Below are 17816 nucleotides of genomic sequence, written 5' to 3' on the forward strand. Positions count from 1 at the left end.
GGTAACCGAGTGGAAACGCTTTCCTGCAACGATCTGGGCGTGCGGCTGCCAGCATGCGGTCGTGGAACCGTTTAGGCTTTAACTGGGCCGTATCCCGAAGGGGATGCCCGTCAGGGAGGTGAGTGCTCGTGTCGGATGACCGGGAGAACGCTTCGGCTCGTGCTGCGCGGTACGAGAGAGAGGTCCAGGACCTCAACTCGCAGATCGGGTTCCTGCAGGAGGAGGTTTCGCTCCTACGCCGGAAGCTGACCGAGGGGCCGCGGCATGTCCGCGGGATCGAGGAACGGCTCGCGGCCGCCCACGCGAATGTGGCGCGGCTCGGCGAGCAGAACGAGAAGTTGGTGTCCACGCTGCGCGACGCGCGCGAGCAGATCATCCAGCTCAAGGAGGAAATCGACCGGCTGGCCCAGCCACCGAGCGGTTTCGGGGTTGTCCTGGAGCTCCAGGAGGACAACACGGTCGACGTGTTCACCGGCGGCCGCAAGCTGCGCGTCGCGGTGTCGCCGTCGGTCGAGGTCGACCAGCTGGCCAAGGGCCAGGAAGTGCTGCTCAACGACTCACTGAACGTGGTGCTGGCGCTCGGCTTCGAGCGGGCCGGCGAGATCGTCAGCCTCAAGGAGCTGCTGCACAACGCGGACGGCGTCGCCGACCGCGCGTTGGTGGTGGGCCGGGCCGACGAGGAGCGGGTGGTCTACCTGGCCGACTCGCTCAAGGACACGCCCATCCGGGCCGGCGACGCGCTGCTGATGGAGACCCGCAGCGGATATGTGTACGAGCGGATCCCCAAGTCCGAGGTCGAGGAGCTGGTGCTGGAAGAGGTGCCGGACATCGACTACACGTCGATCGGTGGCCTGGCCAGCCAGATCGAGGCGATCCGGGACGCCGTCGAGCTGCCGTTCCTGCACGCGGACCTGTTCCGCGAGCACGAGCTGCGCCCGCCCAAGGGCATCCTGCTGTACGGTCCGCCCGGTTGCGGTAAGACGCTGATCGCCAAGGCGGTCGCCAACTCGCTGGCCAAGAAGGTCGCCGAGGTGCGCGGCGAACAGGGCGCCGGCGGCGATCGCAACGCCAAGTCGTACTTCCTGAACATCAAGGGCCCGGAGCTGCTGAACAAGTACGTCGGCGAGACCGAGCGGCACATCCGGCTGGTGTTCCAGCGGGCTCGGGAGAAGGCGTCCGAGGGCACCCCGGTCATCGTGTTCTTCGACGAGATGGACTCGATTTTCCGTACTCGTGGCTCGGGGGTGTCCTCCGACGTGGAGAACACCATCGTGCCGCAGCTGCTGTCGGAGATCGACGGCGTCGAGGGCCTGGAGAACGTGATCGTGATCGGCGCCTCCAACCGGGAGGACATGATCGACCCGGCCATCCTGCGCCCCGGCCGGCTCGACGTGAAGATCAAGATCGAGCGCCCGGACGCCGAGGCGGCCCGGGACATCTTCTCCAAATACATCACCACGTCGGTGCCGCTGCACCACGACGACCTGGCCGAGCACGGCAGCGACCGGCAGGCCACCGTCGGCGAGATGATCCAGCGGGTCGTCGAGCGGATGTACACCGAGTCCGACGAGAACCGCTTCCTGGAAGTCACGTATGCCAACGGTGACAAGGAAGTCCTCTACTTCAAGGACTTCAACTCCGGCGCGATGATCCAGAACATCGTCGACCGGGCCAAGAAGATGGCGATCAAGGACTTCCTGCTCACCGGCGGCAAGGGCCTGCGGATGCAGCACCTGCTGGACGCGTGCGTGGACGAGTTCCGGGAGAACGAGGACCTCCCGAACACCACCAACCCGGACGACTGGGCCCGCATCTCCGGCAAGAAGGGCGAGCGGATCGTCTACATCCGGACGCTCGTCACCGGCAGCAAGGGCGCCGAGGCCGGCCGCTCCATCGACACCATCGCCAACACCGGCCAATACCTGTAGAGCCGTTGGGATAGCCGCCTGCCGGCGGTGTCGCAATCGGAATCCGATTGCGACACCGCCGCCTTGCTGAGCTGGGCAGATGCTCTCGCCCGTGACAATCGGACAGCCACCCGGCAGGTGCGCCGGCAGCGTCCGAAACAATGAACTCATGACGACGACCGAGGCTCCGTACATCCACCCGACCGCCAGCGCCGACGAGGGCGCGCAGATCGGCGCTGGTACGAAGGTGTGGCACCTCTCGTACGTACGTTCCGGCGCGAAGGTCGGGCGGGACTGCAATCTCGGCCGCAACGTGTATGTCGACCCGGGTGCGGTGGTGGGGGACCGCTGCAAAATTCAGAACAACGTCTCGGTCTACGTCGGTGTGACCCTGGAAGACGAGGTTTTTGTCGGCCCGTCCGCGGTCTTCACGAACGACCTGAATCCGCGCGCCGCCAAGGAAGAAGACTGGACGGTGACACCCACGCTCGTACGCCGCGGCGCAACCATCATCGGCGGCGGCGTGACGGTCGTCTGTGGGGTGGAGATCGGTGAGTACGCGTTCGTGGCCGCCGGCGCCGTCGTCACCAAGGATGTCGAGGCGTACCGACTGGTAGTGGGTAACCCGGCCCGTCCGGTCGCCTGGGTGAACCGCGACGGCGATGTCGTCTCCCGCGCGTCGGAGCGTCCTGAAGACGGCGTTCTCAAAGCCTGAGGGTGGAGCCCTCCACCCGCGGGTGGAGGTTGGCGGACCCACCCGAGGACCGAAGAACAGCAACGAAAACGTCCATAGTGTTCTCCCCATCAGCCGATTCGACGGGGAGACCCAGATGACAGAGCCAGTCGCACAGACCGCCACCGGGAGCGCCGCGAAGAGCGCTCGAAAGGCGATGGTCATCTCCCTGTTCTTGGACATGGGGCTGTCGATCGTGGCGTATTACGGCCTTCGCATGCTGGGCGCCGACCAGTACGTCGCACTGCTGGCCGGCACGGTCGTCGCCGGCCTCCGGATCGTCTACGTTGCCCTCAAGGCACGCCGGTTGGACGGTTTCGCGGTCTTCATGATGGGCACGTTCGGGGTCAGCCTCGGACTGTCGTTCCTCACCGGCGACGCGCGTTTCCTGCTGTTGAAGGACTCGATTGGTACCAGCGTGGTTGGCGCGATCTTCCTGATCAGCACGGTGATCGGGAAGCCGGTCATCTTCCACGCGGCCCGCCGATTCACCTCGGCGACGCCGGAGAAGGCTCAGCAGTGGGAGCAGCGCTGGCAGACCGAGCCGGCCGTACGACACACTTTCCGGGTCCTGTCGACAGTGTGGGGCTGCGGTCTGCTGCTGGAGGCGGCGATCCGGATCCCGCTGGTCTACCTGCTGCCGATCGACGTGATGGCGGGCCTCGCGCAGGTGTTCGGCCTCTTCTTCATCGGCCCGCTGATCGTTTGGATGATGTGGTACGTGAAAGCGCCGGACCGGCAGCTTCAAGGTCAGCAACGCCCACCAGGTGGCAGCCGTCGTTTGACCGTACGAGAAAACGAGCCGACCGGATCATCCCGGCCGGCTCGTTTCTCGTACCACTGGCGGTGACGTTGTTCACCTGGCCCGCCCAGGCGACCAACCTGCGAACGTTCCCGGCCAAAGGCGGGGGCCAGCTGGCCCTACGATCCTTCCGCCGCGGTCGAAACCGCCGGTGGGGACGTGACGACTAAATCGATTCGTCTCATGATTGTGGGACGATTCCGGTCGTCGAAACCGTCAGCGGGGGTGCGGATGCGAGGGCGTACCGAGTGCCGGCTGTTGGGGCCGTTCGAGCGTACGCGTCGACGGCGCCCTCGTGCCGGTCCGCGGCCGGCAGCGGATCGCGCTCGCTGCGCTGGCCCTGTCCGCCGGGCGGGTGCTGCCGATTGACACGCTGATCGACCGCGTCTGGGAGGACGAGCCGCCGCGGCAGGCCCGGGCCAGCCTGCAGACGCTGGTCACCCGGCTGCGCCGGCTGCTCGGCGCGGACCTGATCGAGACGTCCGGCCCGGGTTACCGGCTGCGAACGCAGGTCTGCACCACCGATCTGATCCGGTTCCGCGAGCTGGTGTCACGGGCCCGTGAAGTGGCCGCCCAGGGCGATGGCTACGCCGAGCTTGACCTGCTCCGGGAGGCGATCGGGCTGTGGGCCGGCGAGCCGCTTTCCGACCTGCCGTCGGTCCGGCTTCAAGCGGACGCGGCGGGGATCGTCGAGGAAGGATTCCGGGCACTGGAGCGCCGGCTCGACATCGACTTGGCCGCCGGGCGGCACCGCGAGGTGCTCGGAGAGCTACGTTCGATGGTCAGCCGGTATCCGCTCCGCGAAACGCTCTGGGAGCGGCTGATGCTGGCGCTGCACCGAGCTGGCCGGCGAGCCGATGCGCTCGCCGCGTACGAGGAAGCGGCCAAGGTGATCCGCGGCCAACTCGGGCTGGATCCCGGCCGGCGCGGATGACCGTGCTGCGGGAGGCGATCCTGCAGGACGGTACGGCCGCGGCGTACGAGCCGGCGCCGGCTGACGCCGCCGAGGCCACGCCCGTACCAGCCGGCGCCTGGACGCCTCGCCAGCTGCCGCCGGACATCGCCGGCTTCGTCGGCCGGGCCGCGGACCTCGCCGTCCTCGACGAGCTGGTCGACGAGACGATCGACGCCCGGGTCGTCACCGCCGCGGTCGACGGGCCAGCCGGGATTGGCAAGACCGCGCTGGTGGTGCACTGGGCGCATCGGGTCAGCGGCCACTTCCCGGACGGCCAGCTCTACGTCAACCTGCACGGATACGGCACCGAGAAGCCGGTCGAAACGGCCGGCGCGCTGGATTTCATGCTCCGGTCGCTGGGCGTGCCGGCGGCCCGGATCCCGCCGGACCTGGACGCCCGCTCGGCGCTGCTGCGCAGCGAGCTGGCCGGGCGCCGGCTGCTGGTCATCCTGGACAACGCCCGCGACAGCGAACAGGTCCGGCCGTTGCTGCCCGGCAGCGGGTCGTTGGCGCTGATCACCGGCCGTCGGCAGCTGCGCAGCCTGGCGGTCCGCGAGGGCGCCCGACGGATCACCCTCGGCCTGCTCGACGACATGGACGCCGTCGCCCTGCTGCATCGGGTGCTGGGCGCGGAACGGGTACGACACGACCCGGCCGCGGCGGTAGAGGTCGTGGACCTGTGCGCACGGCTGCCGCTGGCCCTTCGGGTGGTGGCCGAGTACGCCGCCCGGCGGCTGGACGAGCCGCTCGCCGAGGTCGCAGCGGACCTGCGCGCCCAACGGTCCCGGCTGGACGCACTGTCGGCGGACGACGGTGTCTCCACGGACCTGCGAGCAGTGTTTTCGTGGTCGTACAACGCCTTGAGTGACAGCGCGGCCCGGATGTTCCGGCTGCTCGGCCTGTCGCCGGGCACCGAGTTCAGCGCTTGCGCGGCGGCGGCTTTGGCGGGTCTCGTGTGTTCGGCCGGCCAGCCAGCTGCTGGACGAGTTGACCGCCGTTCACCTGCTGGCGAACCCGACGCCCGGCCGCTACGAGTTCCACGACCTGCTCGGTGAGTACGCCCGCGAGCGGGCCGAGCTGCAGGAGTCCGACGGCGACCGGGAGGCCGCCGAGAATCGGCTGCTGGACTGGTATCTGCGGACTGCCGTCAACGCGCGGGCGAAGCTGACCACGTACCGCTTTATCGAGAAGCCGTCGCCGCCGGCCGGTCCTGACCCGGTGCCGGACTTTGCCGGATATGACGACGCCACCGCCTGGTTCGAGGGGCAGTGGCGGACCATCCTGTCCCTGATCGACCGGATCGCGAGCGCTGGACCGGACTCCGGCCGGACCCGGCAGACAGTGCTGCTGAGCCTCGCCATCTGGGACTTCCTCTGGCTGACCGGCTACCGGCACGACCTGCCCCGGTTGTACGAGCGGGCGTTGGCGGCGGCCAGGGAGATCGGTGCCGGGATGCTGGAAGGCCTTTGCCTGACCTTCCTGGCGGTCGTCTATCGATGGATCGGCCAGTTGGAAAGGGCGCTGCGGGCCGGCGCCGACGCGGTGGACCTCTTCATCCGCCTCGGGTCGGTCGAGTACGAGGCGTTCGCGCTGGTCCGGATGGCCAACGGGCTGGCGGCTATTGGCGAGAACGACCTCGCCTGCGCGGCCTTGGAAAGGGTGTTGCTGCTGAGCCGCGCCGACGTCGACCTGACCGTGCGCGGGGATGCTCAAAATCATTTGGCGATCGCCGAGATGCGCCGGGAAAGTTCGATGCGGCGATCGCGCACGGCCAGCTCGCCGTGGAGACCTTCCGGCAGCTGGGCGATCGCGTCCGGATGACGGCCGCCCTCGACACGTACGCGGAGGCGCTGGAGAGCTCTGGCCAGCCGGAGCTGTCCTGGCCGAGCTATCGGGAAGCGCTCGCACTGACCCGGGAGATCCACACCATCCCCTGGCAGGCGTTGGTGCTTTATCACTACGGACGGTCGCTGCGGGTGGCCGGCGAGGTCGACCGCGCCGTGACGGCATGGCGGGAGGCGTACGACCTTTTCCTATGGGTAGGCGATCCGACCGCGGACACCGTCCGGGATCTGCTGGCCGAACTGGATAGACAGCCATAAAACCCTTGCTAGGGGGGTTTTCTTCACAACCTGCGGCTCGTCAGATCACCCACACACCGGCGCGACGGTCGGTGCCGGCTATTAGGCTGTTGTAGTGACGACACGACGGGTAATGGGCACCGAGGTCGAGTACGGCATCGCGGTGCCCGGCCAGCCGCAGGCCAATCCGATGGTCACCTCCTCACTGGTCGTGAACGCGTACGGATCGCGTGAGGAGCTGACCCGGCAGCGCCGGACCCGGTGGGACTACGAGGAAGAGTCGCCGTTGCGCGACGCGCGCGGCTTCACCTTCGGCGGCGCGCTGTATGACCCGGCCGAGGCGCTGGCCGACGAGGACCTCGGGCTGGCGAACCTGATCCTGACCAATGGTGCCCGGCTCTACGTCGACCACGCCCACCCGGAGTATTCGACGCCCGAGGTGATGTCGCCGCTGGACATCGTGCTGTGGGACAAGGCCGGCGAGCGGGTGATGACCGAGGCCGCCCAGCGGGCCGCCTCGGTGCCCGGCGCGCCGACGCTGCAGCTCTACAAGAACAACACCGACAACAAGGGCGCCTCGTACGGCTCGCATGAGAACTACCTGATGAGCCGGCAAACGCCGTTCGCCGAGATCGTCACCCACCTGACACCGTTTTTCGTGACCCGGCAGGTGATCTGCGGGGCCGGCCGGGTCGGCATCGGACAGGACGGGTCGCAGGACGGCTTCCAGCTGTCCCAGCGAGCTGACTACTTCGAGGTCGAGGTCGGGTTGGAGACGACCCTCAAGCGGCCGATCATCAACACCCGCGACGAGCCACACGCGGACGCCGACAAGTATCGCCGGCTGCACGTCATCATCGGCGACGCGAACCTCTGTGAGGTGTCGACGTATTTGAAGGTCGGCACGACAGCGCTGGTGCTGGCGATGATCGAGGCCCGGTTCCTGCCCGATGACCTGGGCATCGCCGAGCCGGTCGGCGAGCTGCACCGGATTTCCCATGACGTCTCGCTCAAACACCAGGTCCGGATGCGCGCGACGGACGCCGGCTGACCGCGCTGCAGATCCAGCACGAGTACTGCCAGCGGGCCCGCAAGTTCGTCGAGGACCGGTATGGAACGGACGCCGACGAGCAGACCGTGGATGTGCTCAACCGGTGGGAGTCGGTGCTGGAGCGGCTCGGCGACGACCCGATGAAGTGTTCCCGCGAGCTGGACTGGGTGGCCAAGCTGCGGCTGCTGCAGGGCTACCGGGACCGCGACCGGCTCGGTTGGGGTTCGTCCCGGCTGCAGCTGGTCGATCTGCAGTATGCGGACGTGCGGCCGGACAAGGGGCTCTACAACCGGCTGGTGGCCCGGGATGCGGTGGAACGGCTGGTCACCGAGGAGCAGGTGCTCGCGCGGCCACCACCAACCCGCCGGAGGAGACCCGGGCATATTTCCGGGGTCGCTGCCTGCGTAAGTTCGGCGCCTCGGTGGTGGCCGCAAGCTGGGATTCGGTGATTTTCGACGTGGGCCGCGAGTCGCTCGTACGGGTGCCGATGATGGAGCCCACTCGCGGCACCGCTGCCCATGTCAAGGACCTGCTAGACCGCTGTGACACCGCCGAGCAGCTGATCGACGCCATCACCGGTTCGCGCTAACCCCAGCCGCTCGTTCGCGAAGGCGGCGCCGGATTGCGTTGCGCGGCATGGCGTTGTCGGTTCGGCGAGATATCGTTTGGGTCAGGACGTTGATGCTCAAGCCGACACCGGGAGTGCCGATGGCAACGCGAGAGAGTGGCGGTCAGCAGCACCGCAGGAACGTCGAGGACGAGGAAACGCCGGCGCCGGAGGCGAATCCTGAGGTCGCCGAGCGGCACGAAAAGCTCTCCGACGACGTCGACGACGTGTTGGACGAGATCGACTCGGTGCTCGAGGAGAATGCCGAGGAGTTCGTCCGTGGTTATGTCCAGAAGGGCGGCCAGTAGGGGCCGTGCCGCGGGCGGGCGTTTCGGCCCGCCCGTAGCATGACCACCGCCGGCGCGACCGGTATCGTCTGCAAGCTCGTTGAAGCCGCCGACCCATAGGAGAGAACCCACGTGGCTGCTGGTTCCGCCTCGTACGGACGCCTGCCGGAATCCTTCAGCACCCCGGGCACGTCGTCGTTCACCGATCTGCTCGGTCAGGTCGCGCCCGAGTTGCTGCCCGGCCGGCGGGCCATGCCGCCCGGGAACGCTGGCCATCTGAGCGCGCACGGCACCACCATCGTCGCCTTGCAATATGCCGGCGGCGTGGTGATGGCCGGCGACCGGCGGGCCACCGCCGGCAACATGATCGCCAACCGCGACATGCGCAAGGTCTACCCCGCTGACGAGTTCTCGGTGATCGGCATCGCCGGCAGCGCGGGCCTCGCCCTGGAGTTCGTCCGGCTTTTCCAGGTTGAGCTGGAGCATTACGAGAAGATGGAGGGCGTCATGCTGTCGCTCTCCGGCAAGGCCACCAAGCTGGCCAACATGGTGCGCGGCAACCTCGCCGCCGCCATGCAGGGGCTCGCGGTGGTGCCGCTGTTCGCCGGCATCGACCCGGATGCCGCCGACCCGGCGAGCAGCGGTCGCATCTGGTCGTACGACCCGACCGGCGGGCCGTATCCAGAGCAGAAGTTCCACTCGGTCGGTTCGGGCTCGATCTTCGCCCGCAACTCGATGAAGAAGCTCTACCGTGACGACCTTGACGGAGATCGGGCGGTCCGGCTGGCGATCGAGGCCTTGTACGACGCGGCCGACGACGACACCGCGACCGGCGGACCCGATCTCGGTCGGCAGATCTTCCCGCTGGTGTTCCAGGTGGACATCGACGGGGCCCGCGAGATCGACGGGGACACCATCGCCGCCCTGACGCGGACGGTGGTCCAGGACCGGACCGCCAACCCCGGCGGCTGACCAGCAGCCTCGACGGCCGAGTCCGACCAGCAGAAGGAGCCGATCCAACCGTGGCCATGCAGTTCTACGCGTCACCCGAGCAGATCATGCGGGACCGTTCGGAGTATGCCCGCAAGGGCATTGCCCGCGGCCGCAGTGTCGTCGTGCTCAGCTACGCCGGCGGTGTGCTGTTCGTGGCCGAGAATGTCTCGTCCGCGCTGCACAAGGTGTCCGAGATCTACGATCGGATCGGCTTCGCCGCGGTCGGTCGCTACAACGAGTTCGAGAACCTGCGGATGGCCGGCGTCCGGATCTGCGACCTGCGTGGCTACAACTACGACCGGGTCGACGTGACCGGCAAGTTCCTCGCCAACGCGTACGCGCAGATGCTGGGCTCACTGTTCGTCGAGCAGTCCAAGCCGCTGGAGGTGGAGGTCTGCCTGGCTCAGGTGGGCGCCACCGCCGCCGAGGACGAGCTCTACCGGATCACGTACGACGGCTCTCAGTCGGCGACGAACCCGGCTATGTGACGATGGGCGGCCAGCCGGAAAGCATTTCGACGGTGCTGAAGGAAGGCCATCAGGACACTCTGGAGCTGGCCGAGGCTCTCCAGCTCGCGGTGAAGGCGTTGGGCAGCGTCGGTGGCGAGAACGGCTCGCCTCGGCAGCTGAAGGCCGAGCAGTTGGAGGTCGCGATCCTGGATCGCCACCGCACCGGCCGCGCGTTCCGCCGCGGGTCCGCAACAGCCGGTTGGAAGAGCTGCTCGGCGAAAACGCCGAGCCGAAGACCCCTGATTCGGAAACCCCTGAGGCAGCGACTGCTGAGGCGAAGACTCCAGGGAAGAAGCCAGCCAAGAAACCAGCCGGCAAGCCGGACGAGACGGCCGGCACTGGCGACACTCCGGCTGAGTCCTAGAAGCTGGGTTCTAGAAGCTGAGCCTTGGTCTAGCGGATTTTGGCGTTGGCCTTGAGAATCTCGATGAAGGCGGCGGCGATCGGGTCGGGTTTCGTCGCGGGTGTAGGCGGTCAGGGTCCGCAGGATCCGCGGCTCCGGTCTCAACACCCTGCCATCGAAGTGCGGCGACAGCACATTCGACGGCACCAACGCTGGACCGAGCCCGGCAGCGGCGAGGACCGGCGCCGCCGCGGTCTGCTCGGTGCGTACGGCTGCCCGTGGCTGGAAACCTGCCGCCGCGCAGTGCCGGTTGAGGATATCGGCGAGTCCGTTGCTGGGCGCGTAGTGCACCCAGTCGCGGTCCTGAAGTTGATTGAGCGCGATGGTCCCGTTTTCGTCCTCTACTGGATCGTCTTGTGGCACGACCACGACAAACTCCTCGACGCCGAGGTCACGCACCGGACCGGCCCACCCCGCCGGCGCTGGCCCGACGGCGAGATCCGCTTGACCGGCGGTCATGGCGGCCGCCAGCTCGTCGGCGTGGCGATGCTCGAACAGCCGGATCGCGATCCCGTCGCCGTGTTCCTGCCGCCACGCTTTGAGAGCTGCGGCAGGACGCCGAGGCTGACCGAATACAGCGTCGCGAGACGGAGCTCGCCCTGTTCGAGGTGGGCGACCTGCCTCGCGGCCGTACGGGCGCGGCCGGCGTCGGCGAGCGCGGCGCGAGCGTGCGGGAGCATGGCCCGACCCATTGGGGTGAGCCGTACCGACCTCGGCAGCCGTTCCAGCAGAAATCCGCCGGTCGACTGTTCGAGTGCGCGAATCTGATGGGAAAGCGCTGGTTGGGTGACGTGCAGCAGCTCGGCGGCCCGGGTGAACGAGCCTTCGTCGACCACCGCGACGAGGTACTCAAGCTGCCGGAGCGTCGTCATAAACAGATCTTATCGCTCCAGTGAGAAACAAGACTTTGTCCTATCGGTGCTTCCGCGGCATCCTTGTCCCATGAGTCAACTGTCGGACTCCGCGCCCGCCGTACTCGCCGCTGATTTTGTGACTGTCGAACACAAGTCTGGAGTGCCGGAATGAGTAAGGTCGCGTTGGTCGTTGGATCCCGCGGAGTCATCGGCGGCAACCTGATCGACCACCTGCTGGACCTGGGCGACTGGGACGTGGTCGGCCTGTCGCGTCGCGGCGGTCCTTCTTCGGCGCACCTGCGGAATATTTCCGTCGACCTGCTGGATCGTACGGACACCTTCGAGAAACTCGCCGACCTGAGCGACGTGACGCACGTCTTTTATGCCGCGTACCAGGACCGCCCGACCTGGGCCGAGCTGGTTCCACCAAATCTCGCGATGCTGGTGAACGTCGTCGAGGCCATCGAGCCGGTCGCGGCTGGCTTGCGGCACGTCAGTTTGATGCAGGGCTACAAGGTTTACGGCGCGCATCTCGGCCCGTTCAAGACGCCGGCCAAGGAGAGCGACGCGAACCACATGCCGCCGGAATTCAACATTGACCAGCAGGATTTCCTTGAACGTACGCAGAAGGGCAAGACCTGGACCTGGTCCGCGCTGCGCCCGTCGGTAGTTTGTGGGTTCGGGCTGGGAAAAAACCCGATGAACCTGACCATGGTCATCGCGATCTATGCCGCCATGTCGAAGGAGTTGGGTATCCCGCTGCGTTTCCCCGGTAAGGCCGGCGCGTACGACACCCTCCTGGAGATGACCGACGCCGGCCTGCTCGCTCGCGCGACTGTCTGGGCCGCGACCGACGACCGGGCAGCGAACCAGGCTTTCAACATCAACAACGGTGACCTCTTCCGCTGGAACGACCTGTGGCCCAAAATCGCCGCCTTCTTCGACCTGGAGGTCGCCCCGCCATTGCACCTGTCACTCGCCGATGTCATGGCCGACAAGGAACCCCTCTGGAACGCGATGGTCGCCAAACACGACCTCGAGCCGCACCCGTACTCAGACGTGTCGTCGTGGACGTTCGGTGATTTCGTCTTCGGGTGGGACTATGACTTCTTCGCCGATGGCACCAAGGCGCGGCGGCTCGGCTTCCATGAGTTCGTGGACACAGAGAAAATGTTCCTGTCCCTCTTCACTGAATTCCGCAAGCGCCGCCTGATCCCCTAGTGGTCTGTCTGTGATGTGGCGCGGTGGCTCCGGCACTCGCAAGATAAAGCCGAAGAACTGTTCGCGAATAACCGTTCGTGTTCTAGACTGGGCGCATGGACGTGCTGCAACCGGATCCGAACAAGGACGTAACCCTCGACACGGCAACCCTCAGAGTCCTTGCCCATCCCATGCGCCTGGCCCTGCTCAACCACCTCCGTCACCACGGGCCGGCGACGGGACGACAGTTGGCGGCGATCTTCGGGATCGACTCCGGAGCCGCCAGCTACCACCTGCGCAAACTCGCCGCCGGCGACCTCATCGACGAAGACGAGGAGCGGGGCACCGGCCGCGATCGCTGGTGGCGCGCCCTGCACCGGACCTCGTTCCACGACCCCGCCCAGTCACCAGACCAGGAGGCAGGCCGTGCGTACGCGCAAGCCCTGGTCCTCGCGTACGCCGACACCCTGCGCACCCTCGCCGGCCAGGTCCGCTGCTCCCGCAGGACTGGTATGGCGCGAGCATTTTCAGCGACTACACCCTGACGATCACGCCAGATGCGTTGAACAGCCTCAAAAGTGAGCTGGTAGCGGTCATCAACCGCTATCGCGACGCGCCCACCGGCGAGACCGCGGTTTCGGTGCAGTTGCAGGCGTACCCGCTGCTGGAGCCCCGGATTGCTACTGACTGACAACCGGACGATCGCCGCCCATCGAGACCCGAACATCCTGCGCTGGCTGGGTGCATACACCGCCTCGGTGACCGGTGATCTCGTCTATTTCGTGGCGCTGTCGTGGGCCGCGGCCCGTACCGGTGGGCCGGTCGGGGTGGGCGTCATTCTGGCCGCTGGGTCGGTGCCCAGGGCGATTCTGATGCTGGGCGGCGGAGTGGTGGCCGATCGTTTCGGCCCTCGGCTGGTGGTGATCGGCAGCGATCTTGTCCGCTGCGTACTCATTCTGGCCGCTGCGGCCGTCATCTTCTTCGGTCAGCTGGAGGTGTGGCTGTTGGTGGTGCTGGCATTGGCCTTCGGCACGGTCGACGCTCTCTTCATGCCAGCGGTCGGTGCGTTGCCGGCTTCGATGACCACGACGGATCAGCTTTCTCGAGTGCAGGGCCTGCGCATGCTCGGCGTACGCGCCAGCAACGCCATCGGCCCGGTGCTGGCGCGCCGGCCGCGCTGATCGGCGGAGCGGCCGGCGCGTTTGGCGTTTCCGGCGTACTTTTCGCGCTGTCACTGGCGGTTTTGCTGACCGTACGCGTACACCGACGTGCTCCAGAAAAGCGGGAGTCGCCCTGGAAGGATTTCCGTGCGGGCCTGAATCACCTGCGCAGCAAGCGCAGCCTGGTGCCGCTCGTCATTGTCATCGGACTGAGCGAAATGTGTTTCAGTGGCCCGGTTGCCGTCGGGCTCGTGCTGTTTGTCAAAGAACATCACTGGAACGCGTCGATCTTGGGTTGGATTCTGAGCGCCTTCAGTGTCGGCGGTGCGGCGTCCGCAGTGGTGCTCAGTGCTGTCCGCGGTATCAGGCGAGCTGGACTCACGATGGCGTTGTCGTTGGTGATCACGGCAGTTCTGGTGACTGTCATTGGGCTGTTGAACTTCCAGCTCGTCGCGATCGCCATCGCTGGCCTGCTCGGGTTTTCCAGTGGTTGCACCATGGTCCTGAGCAATGCGCTGATCCAGAAAGAGGCTGAGCCGCGGTATCTGGGACGAGTCACGGCCGTCACGACGTTCTGTACGCTCGGATTGAGTCCGCTGCTCTTCCCGTTGACCGGCCTGATCGCGGCAGGCTGGGGGATCGGCGTCTTCTTCGCGGCATGCGGCGGAATCTGCGCGGTAGCGGCGATTATTTCGATGTGGCGGCTGCGGGCGGCGCACCTGTGACGCGGATTCCGGACAGCAGCAGGTCCAGATGTGGGTCGACCAGTTGACTCGCCTTCGCCGGGCTGACTCGCTCGTACTTTCCGATGGTCACGAACATGTGGACGCCATGCACCAAGGCCCAACATGTCTTCACCAACAGCTCGATATCCGTGTCGACGAACACCCCCGATTGCTGGCCGCGATAGAGAATCTCGCCAAGAGCGACAAGTGCATCCTCGCCGGCGGCCAGGGCGGGGGAGTCGGCCGGAATATCGGCGTGGTTACGCTCAATGAACTGCTTCGCCTCGCCGGGATGGCTGAGCTGGTAGCGCAGATAGGCGGTGGCCGCGGCGCGCAGTGCCATTTCCGGGTGGTCGCCGGCGCGCGGCCGGCTGACCGGATCGCGGCGGCCAGGTCGCGCATCACAGCAGCCGCGACCTCCTCGCGGAGTGCCGCGAAATTGCCGAAATGTCGATAAGGAGCCGCGTGGCTGACGCCTGCCCTGCGTGCCACCTCGCGCAGTGACGGGTCGCTGTCGCGGCCGTCCGCGAGCAGCAGTTCCGGGCGGCCTGGACGAGCGCCGGCCGGAGGTTGCCGTGGTGATATCCCTCGGGTGCCATGTTGACATGATAAACATCAGCTGCTTTCCTCGAGCATGTTGCCGACGTAAACATTGAGAGGTCGAGCCGATGCCAGCAGAGACCAGCAGCCGCCGCATACTTGTCACCGGAGCGTCCACCGGCATTGGCCGGGCCACGGCAAAAGAGCTGGTCGAACGAGGTTGGTACGTGTACGCGGCGGTCCGCCGCGAGAAGGACGCCGAGAGTCTGCGCAAGGAGCTCGGTGCAAGCGGCGAGCCGGTGTTGATGGATGTGACCGACCAGCCGTCGATCGACGCGGCGGCCGGCCACCTCGGCGCGGCCGGGCCGTTGGACGCTGTCGTGAACAACGCGGGCATCGCGATCGGCGCACCGCTTGAGTTTCTGCCGCTGGACGATTTCCGCCGGCAGCTGGAGGTCAACCTGACCGGTCAGCTGGCCGTGACGCAGGCTTTCCTGCCGCAGTTGCGAAAGACTCGTGGCCGAGTGGTCTTCGTCGGCTCGATCGCGGCCGGGTCGCCAGCCCGCTCTCGGTGCGTACAGCGCGAGCAAGTTCGCGCTGGCCGCCCTGGCCGACAGCCTTCGCGCGGAGCTGAAACCGTCCGACATCAAGGTCATCCTCGTCGAACCGGGCACCATCGCGACCGAGATCTGGAGCACCGCTGTCAGTGCGGGGCGCGCGCTCTACGACCGCCTACCCGTCGAGGCTCGCCGCTACTATGGCGCCGCGATGGAGGCGACGATCAACACCGCCGAGGAGCGCGGAGGCAACGGTCTCGCACCCGAAGCCGCCGCCAGGGTGCTCGTACGCGCGCTTGAACGCCCCAACCCACGCCCTCGCTACCTGATCGGCCGCGACGCCCGATTCGCGTCCGTCATCCCGTACCTCCCGGCCACCCTCCGCGCCTACCTGGTCGCGACCCAGATGCCCGCCGGCCCCGCCAAGGACACGCCCAGCCCCGCCATCACAGACCGCTAACCAGGGAGAAATACCATGCAGATCGCGATCGTGCTCTATCCGGGCGTCACGATGCTGGACGCCATCGGCCCGTACGAGGTGCTGCATAACCTCCCGGGTGTCGATCTACGGTTCGTCAGCGTCAAGGCCGGTTCTCTCAAGGTCGACAGCGGTCTCGTCAGCCTGGTGACCACACACTCGCTCGCGGACACCCCCGCGCCGGATCTCGTACTGGTGCCCGGCGCAGCGGCCAACACGCTCGCCGAGATGGGCGATCAGGAGTTGCTCGACTGGCTTCGCGAGGTCCATAAGACGACGACTTGGACAACATCGGTGTGCAGCGGCGCGCTCATCCTCGGGGCGGCCGGCATCCTCAAGGGGCACCCGGCGACGACACACTGGGCGGCAATGGCAGCGTTGCCGGGTTTGGGCGCCGAGCCGCGACCGGACGAGCGGATCGTGCGGTCGGGCAAGATCGTCACCGCGGCCGGTGTGTCGGCGGGCATCGACCTCGCGCTCTGGCTGGCCGGCCAGATCGCCGGTCAGGAGCAGGCCGAGGCCGTACAGCTGCTCATTGAATACGACCCACGGCCGCCGTACGACGCCGGGCACATCAGCAAGGCGTCACCCGAGGTCCGCCAGCTCGCGGAGGCATCGATGGCCGCGCAGATCGAGCACCCTCAGCCGATGGTTTTTGATTAGGGCGCGTCTCCTCATCCCAGGCGGCGTTTGGGCTCGGCCCTCGCCGCCTGGGATGAGGAGACGCGCCCTAGTGCGCCGCAGTTCTAGCCGCGTCCACGGTGTGGCTGAGCAGCAGCGCGGTGGTCACCGGTCCGACGCCGCCGGGAACGGGGCTCAGCGCGCCGGCGCGGTCGGCGACGGCCGGATCGACATCCCCCACGAGACCGCCGTCAGCGGTGGGGTTCGTGCCCACGTCGATCACCACGGCGCCCGGGCGCACGTGATCGGGCCCGATCAATCCGGCTCGTCCGGCTGCCGCGATCAGGATGTCTGCTTCTCGCGTGACAGCCGCTAAATCGGGCGTACGCGAATGGGCGACCGTGACGGTGGCGTGCCGGTTGAGCAGCAGATGCGCCAATGGCTTGCCTACCACGGTCGACCGGCCAACGATCATGGCTCGGCGGCCAGCGATCTCGATGTGGTGATGCTCGAGCAGCCGTACGACGGCTTCCGCGGTGGCGGGTGCGAAAGCCGGTAGTCCGGCGGCGAGCCGTCCGAGGCTGACGGGGTTCGCACCGTCGACGTCCTTGGTTGGCGGAATGCCCATCGCGAACTCTGCTGCCGGCACTTCACCAGGCACCGGAGTCGCGAGGATGATGCCATGGATGTCGTTGCCAAGCTCGGAAAGCGTGCCAGCGACATCCTTGGTTTCGACTACTTCGCAGGAGATGCCGACTTTTGCGGCGGCTGCCGAGATGGACCGGACATACCAGGCGGTCGCCTCGTCGGTCGTCGCCGTGACGATGGCCAGACGCGCCGGAGTCCCGGTGATCCCCGCTCTGATCGCCGCCGCAGCCAACGCCGTACCCGACAGGGAAATCGTCATGGCGCGATTTCCCGTCGCACGGCCGTGGTCAGGTCTTCGGCGCGTACCAATAAATCGTCGATATCCGCCGCCGGGCCACGGTTGATTTCCACATTCACCCGCGAGATAGCGGCCGCCGCCCTACGGCGTTGGCTGCGGCGATCAGAGCGGGGATCACCGGGACTCCGGCGCGTCTGGCCATCGTCACGGCGACGACCGCTATCTCGCGGGTGAATGTGGAAATCAACCGTGGCCCGGCGGCGGATATCGACGATTTATTGGTACGCGCCGAAGACCTGACCACGGCCGTGCGACGGGAAATCGCGCCATGACGATTTCCCTGTCGGGTACGGCGTTGGCTGCGGCGATCAGAGCGGGGATCACCGGGACTCCGGCGCGTCTGGCCATCGTCACGGCGACGACCGACGAGGCGACCGCCTGGTATTTCCGGTCCATCTCGGCAGCCG

19 protein-coding genes and 4 pseudogenes are annotated in these 17816 nt (G+C 67.0%); 19 read left to right on the forward strand and 4 right to left on the reverse strand.

All coding sequences use genetic code 11. The annotated features are described in order from the left end of the window. Window positions 1-128: 128 nt before the first annotated feature. The 11 genes and pseudogenes from arc to prcA all read left to right on the forward strand — a co-directional run bounded on the left by arc (window position 129) and on the right by prcA (window position 10289). Entirely contained in the window at window positions 129-1928 is a 1800-nt protein-coding gene (arc, locus tag GNX96_RS43800) for a proteasome ATPase (RefSeq protein ID WP_390624314.1), read from the forward strand. 148 nt (window positions 1929-2076) lie between these two features. Further along, complete coding sequence (locus GNX96_RS43805) at window positions 2077-2622, forward strand: acyltransferase (RefSeq protein ID WP_163573379.1); 546 nt, start codon at window positions 2077-2079, stop codon at window positions 2620-2622. Window positions 2623-2737: 115 nt separating this feature from the next. Next, window positions 2738-3490, forward strand: coding sequence for a VC0807 family protein (locus tag GNX96_RS43810; protein WP_163573380.1), 753 nt, complete (start codon window positions 2738-2740; stop codon window positions 3488-3490). 247 nt (window positions 3491-3737) lie between these two features. Beyond that, complete coding sequence (locus GNX96_RS43815; protein WP_163573381.1) at window positions 3738-4376, forward strand: AfsR/SARP family transcriptional regulator; 639 nt, start codon at window positions 3738-3740, stop codon at window positions 4374-4376. Next, window positions 4373-5452 (forward strand): NB-ARC domain-containing protein, encoded by a 1080-nt coding sequence (locus GNX96_RS43820; protein ID WP_163573382.1) that lies wholly within the window; start codon window positions 4373-4375, stop codon window positions 5450-5452. Before GNX96_RS43815 ends, GNX96_RS43820 begins: the two co-directional genes overlap by 4 nt. Next, complete coding sequence (locus GNX96_RS43825) at window positions 5385-6218, forward strand: hypothetical protein (RefSeq protein ID WP_163573383.1); 834 nt, start codon at window positions 5385-5387, stop codon at window positions 6216-6218. Before GNX96_RS43820 ends, GNX96_RS43825 begins: the two co-directional genes overlap by 68 nt. Next, window positions 6215-6499, forward strand: coding sequence for a hypothetical protein (locus tag GNX96_RS43830; protein WP_163573384.1), 285 nt, complete (start codon window positions 6215-6217; stop codon window positions 6497-6499). Before GNX96_RS43825 ends, GNX96_RS43830 begins: the two co-directional genes overlap by 4 nt. A 112-nt stretch (window positions 6500-6611) precedes the next feature. Next, window positions 6612-8118: pseudogene (dop, locus tag GNX96_RS43835) on the forward strand (depupylase/deamidase Dop). Window positions 8119-8237: 119 nt separating this feature from the next. Continuing rightward, a complete protein-coding gene (locus tag GNX96_RS43840) occupies window positions 8238-8444 on the forward strand; it encodes a ubiquitin-like protein Pup (RefSeq protein WP_163573394.1) in 207 nt (68 codons plus the stop codon). Window positions 8445-8555: 111 nt separating this feature from the next. After that, the gene (prcB, locus tag GNX96_RS43845; RefSeq protein ID WP_163573385.1) at window positions 8556-9395 is read left to right on the forward strand and encodes a proteasome subunit beta; all 840 of its coding nucleotides are present in this window, start codon (window positions 8556-8558) and stop codon (window positions 9393-9395) included. Window positions 9396-9445: 50 nt separating this feature from the next. Beyond that, window positions 9446-10289 (forward strand): annotated as a pseudogene (gene prcA, locus GNX96_RS43850) (proteasome subunit alpha). A 141-nt stretch (window positions 10290-10430) separates the two neighbouring features. Here the strand turns inward: prcA and GNX96_RS59870 are convergent. Beyond that, window positions 10431-10838 (reverse strand): annotated as a pseudogene (locus tag GNX96_RS59870) (LysR substrate-binding domain-containing protein); the annotation flags it as partial. Then, window positions 10784-11200: a LysR family transcriptional regulator gene (locus GNX96_RS59875; RefSeq protein WP_279583108.1), complete on the reverse strand. Its 417-nt coding sequence runs from the start codon at window positions 11198-11200 to the stop codon at window positions 10784-10786. The pseudogene GNX96_RS59870 and the gene GNX96_RS59875, both read right to left, overlap by 55 nt. Window positions 11201-11350: 150 nt before the next feature. Between GNX96_RS59875 and GNX96_RS43860 the strand changes: the two genes are divergently transcribed. From GNX96_RS43860 to GNX96_RS59890, 5 genes are all read left to right on the forward strand, one after another. Continuing rightward, the gene (locus tag GNX96_RS43860) at window positions 11351-12403 is read left to right on the forward strand and encodes an SDR family oxidoreductase (protein ID WP_163573386.1); all 1053 of its coding nucleotides are present in this window, start codon (window positions 11351-11353) and stop codon (window positions 12401-12403) included. Window positions 12404-12498: 95 nt separating this feature from the next. Continuing rightward, complete coding sequence (locus GNX96_RS43865; protein ID WP_279583109.1) at window positions 12499-12927, forward strand: helix-turn-helix domain-containing protein; 429 nt, start codon at window positions 12499-12501, stop codon at window positions 12925-12927. Between the two features lie 17 nt (window positions 12928-12944). Further along, a complete protein-coding gene (locus GNX96_RS59880) occupies window positions 12945-13073 on the forward strand; it encodes a hypothetical protein (protein ID WP_279583110.1) in 129 nt (42 codons plus the stop codon). Next, a complete protein-coding gene (locus tag GNX96_RS59885; protein ID WP_279583111.1) occupies window positions 13060-13563 on the forward strand; it encodes an MFS transporter in 504 nt (167 codons plus the stop codon). The genes GNX96_RS59880 and GNX96_RS59885 overlap by 14 nt, the downstream gene beginning before the upstream one ends. 53 nt (window positions 13564-13616) lie before the next feature. After that, window positions 13617-14267 (forward strand): MFS transporter, encoded by a 651-nt coding sequence (locus tag GNX96_RS59890; RefSeq protein WP_390624316.1) that lies wholly within the window; start codon window positions 13617-13619, stop codon window positions 14265-14267. On the opposite strand, the gene GNX96_RS66585 is transcribed toward GNX96_RS59890, so the two are convergent. After that, window positions 14230-14610, reverse strand: a complete 381-nt coding sequence (locus GNX96_RS66585; RefSeq protein ID WP_163573387.1) for a TetR-like C-terminal domain-containing protein — start codon at window positions 14608-14610, stop codon at window positions 14230-14232. The genes GNX96_RS59890 and GNX96_RS66585 overlap by 38 nt on opposite strands. A 325-nt stretch (window positions 14611-14935) precedes the next feature. On the opposite strand from GNX96_RS66585, the pseudogene GNX96_RS66590 reads away from it, so the two are divergent. Together GNX96_RS66590 and GNX96_RS43890 are read left to right on the forward strand one after the other, a co-directional pair. Further along, window positions 14936-15824 (forward strand): annotated as a pseudogene (locus GNX96_RS66590) (SDR family oxidoreductase). Window positions 15825-15839: 15 nt separating this feature from the next. Next, window positions 15840-16505, forward strand: a complete 666-nt coding sequence (locus GNX96_RS43890) for a DJ-1/PfpI family protein (RefSeq protein WP_163573389.1) — start codon at window positions 15840-15842, stop codon at window positions 16503-16505. A 67-nt stretch (window positions 16506-16572) separates the two neighbouring features. Here GNX96_RS43890 and GNX96_RS43895 read toward each other — a convergent pair whose 3' ends face one another. Continuing rightward, window positions 16573-17370 carry a bifunctional 5,10-methylenetetrahydrofolate dehydrogenase/5,10-methenyltetrahydrofolate cyclohydrolase gene (locus GNX96_RS43895; protein ID WP_163573390.1) on the reverse strand — a complete coding sequence of 266 codons (798 nt, stop codon included), beginning with the start codon at window positions 17368-17370 and terminating at the stop codon, window positions 16573-16575. Between the two features lie 128 nt (window positions 17371-17498). Here GNX96_RS43895 and GNX96_RS43900 point away from each other — a divergent pair, with 128 nt between their 5' ends. After that, window positions 17499-17681 (forward strand): hypothetical protein, encoded by a 183-nt coding sequence (locus GNX96_RS43900; RefSeq protein WP_163573391.1) that lies wholly within the window; start codon window positions 17499-17501, stop codon window positions 17679-17681. Window positions 17682-17816: the final 135 nt, after the last annotated feature.

It is taken from the genome of Fodinicola feengrottensis (assembly GCF_010993775.1).
GTDB classification, from domain to species: Bacteria; Actinomycetota; Actinomycetes; order Mycobacteriales; family HKI-0501; genus Fodinicola; species Fodinicola feengrottensis.

Excerpts from the sequence above, each read along its gene's own strand:
- GNX96_RS43890 (WP_163573389.1), top strand. The coding sequence starts at position 15,840 with ATGCAGATCGCGATCGTGCTCTATCCGGGCGTCACGATGCTGGACGCC.
- GNX96_RS66585 (WP_163573387.1), bottom strand. The coding sequence starts at position 14,610 with ATGGCACTGCGCGCCGCGGCCACCGCCTATCTGCGCTACCAGCTCAGC.
- GNX96_RS43865 (WP_279583109.1), top strand. The coding sequence starts at position 12,499 with ATGGACGTGCTGCAACCGGATCCGAACAAGGACGTAACCCTCGACACG.
- GNX96_RS59875 (WP_279583108.1), bottom strand. The coding sequence starts at position 11,200 with ATGACGACGCTCCGGCAGCTTGAGTACCTCGTCGCGGTGGTCGACGAA.
- GNX96_RS43840 (WP_163573394.1), top strand. The coding sequence starts at position 8,238 with ATGGCAACGCGAGAGAGTGGCGGTCAGCAGCACCGCAGGAACGTCGAG.
- GNX96_RS43895 (WP_163573390.1), bottom strand. The coding sequence starts at position 17,370 with ATGACGATTTCCCTGTCGGGTACGGCGTTGGCTGCGGCGGCGATCAGA.
- GNX96_RS43810 (WP_163573380.1), top strand. The coding sequence starts at position 2,738 with ATGACAGAGCCAGTCGCACAGACCGCCACCGGGAGCGCCGCGAAGAGC.
- GNX96_RS43820 (WP_163573382.1), top strand. The coding sequence starts at position 4,373 with ATGACCGTGCTGCGGGAGGCGATCCTGCAGGACGGTACGGCCGCGGCG.
- GNX96_RS43830 (WP_163573384.1), top strand. The coding sequence starts at position 6,215 with ATGACGGCCGCCCTCGACACGTACGCGGAGGCGCTGGAGAGCTCTGGC.
- GNX96_RS43860 (WP_163573386.1), top strand. The coding sequence starts at position 11,351 with ATGAGTAAGGTCGCGTTGGTCGTTGGATCCCGCGGAGTCATCGGCGGC.
- GNX96_RS43805 (WP_163573379.1), top strand. The coding sequence starts at position 2,077 with ATGACGACGACCGAGGCTCCGTACATCCACCCGACCGCCAGCGCCGAC.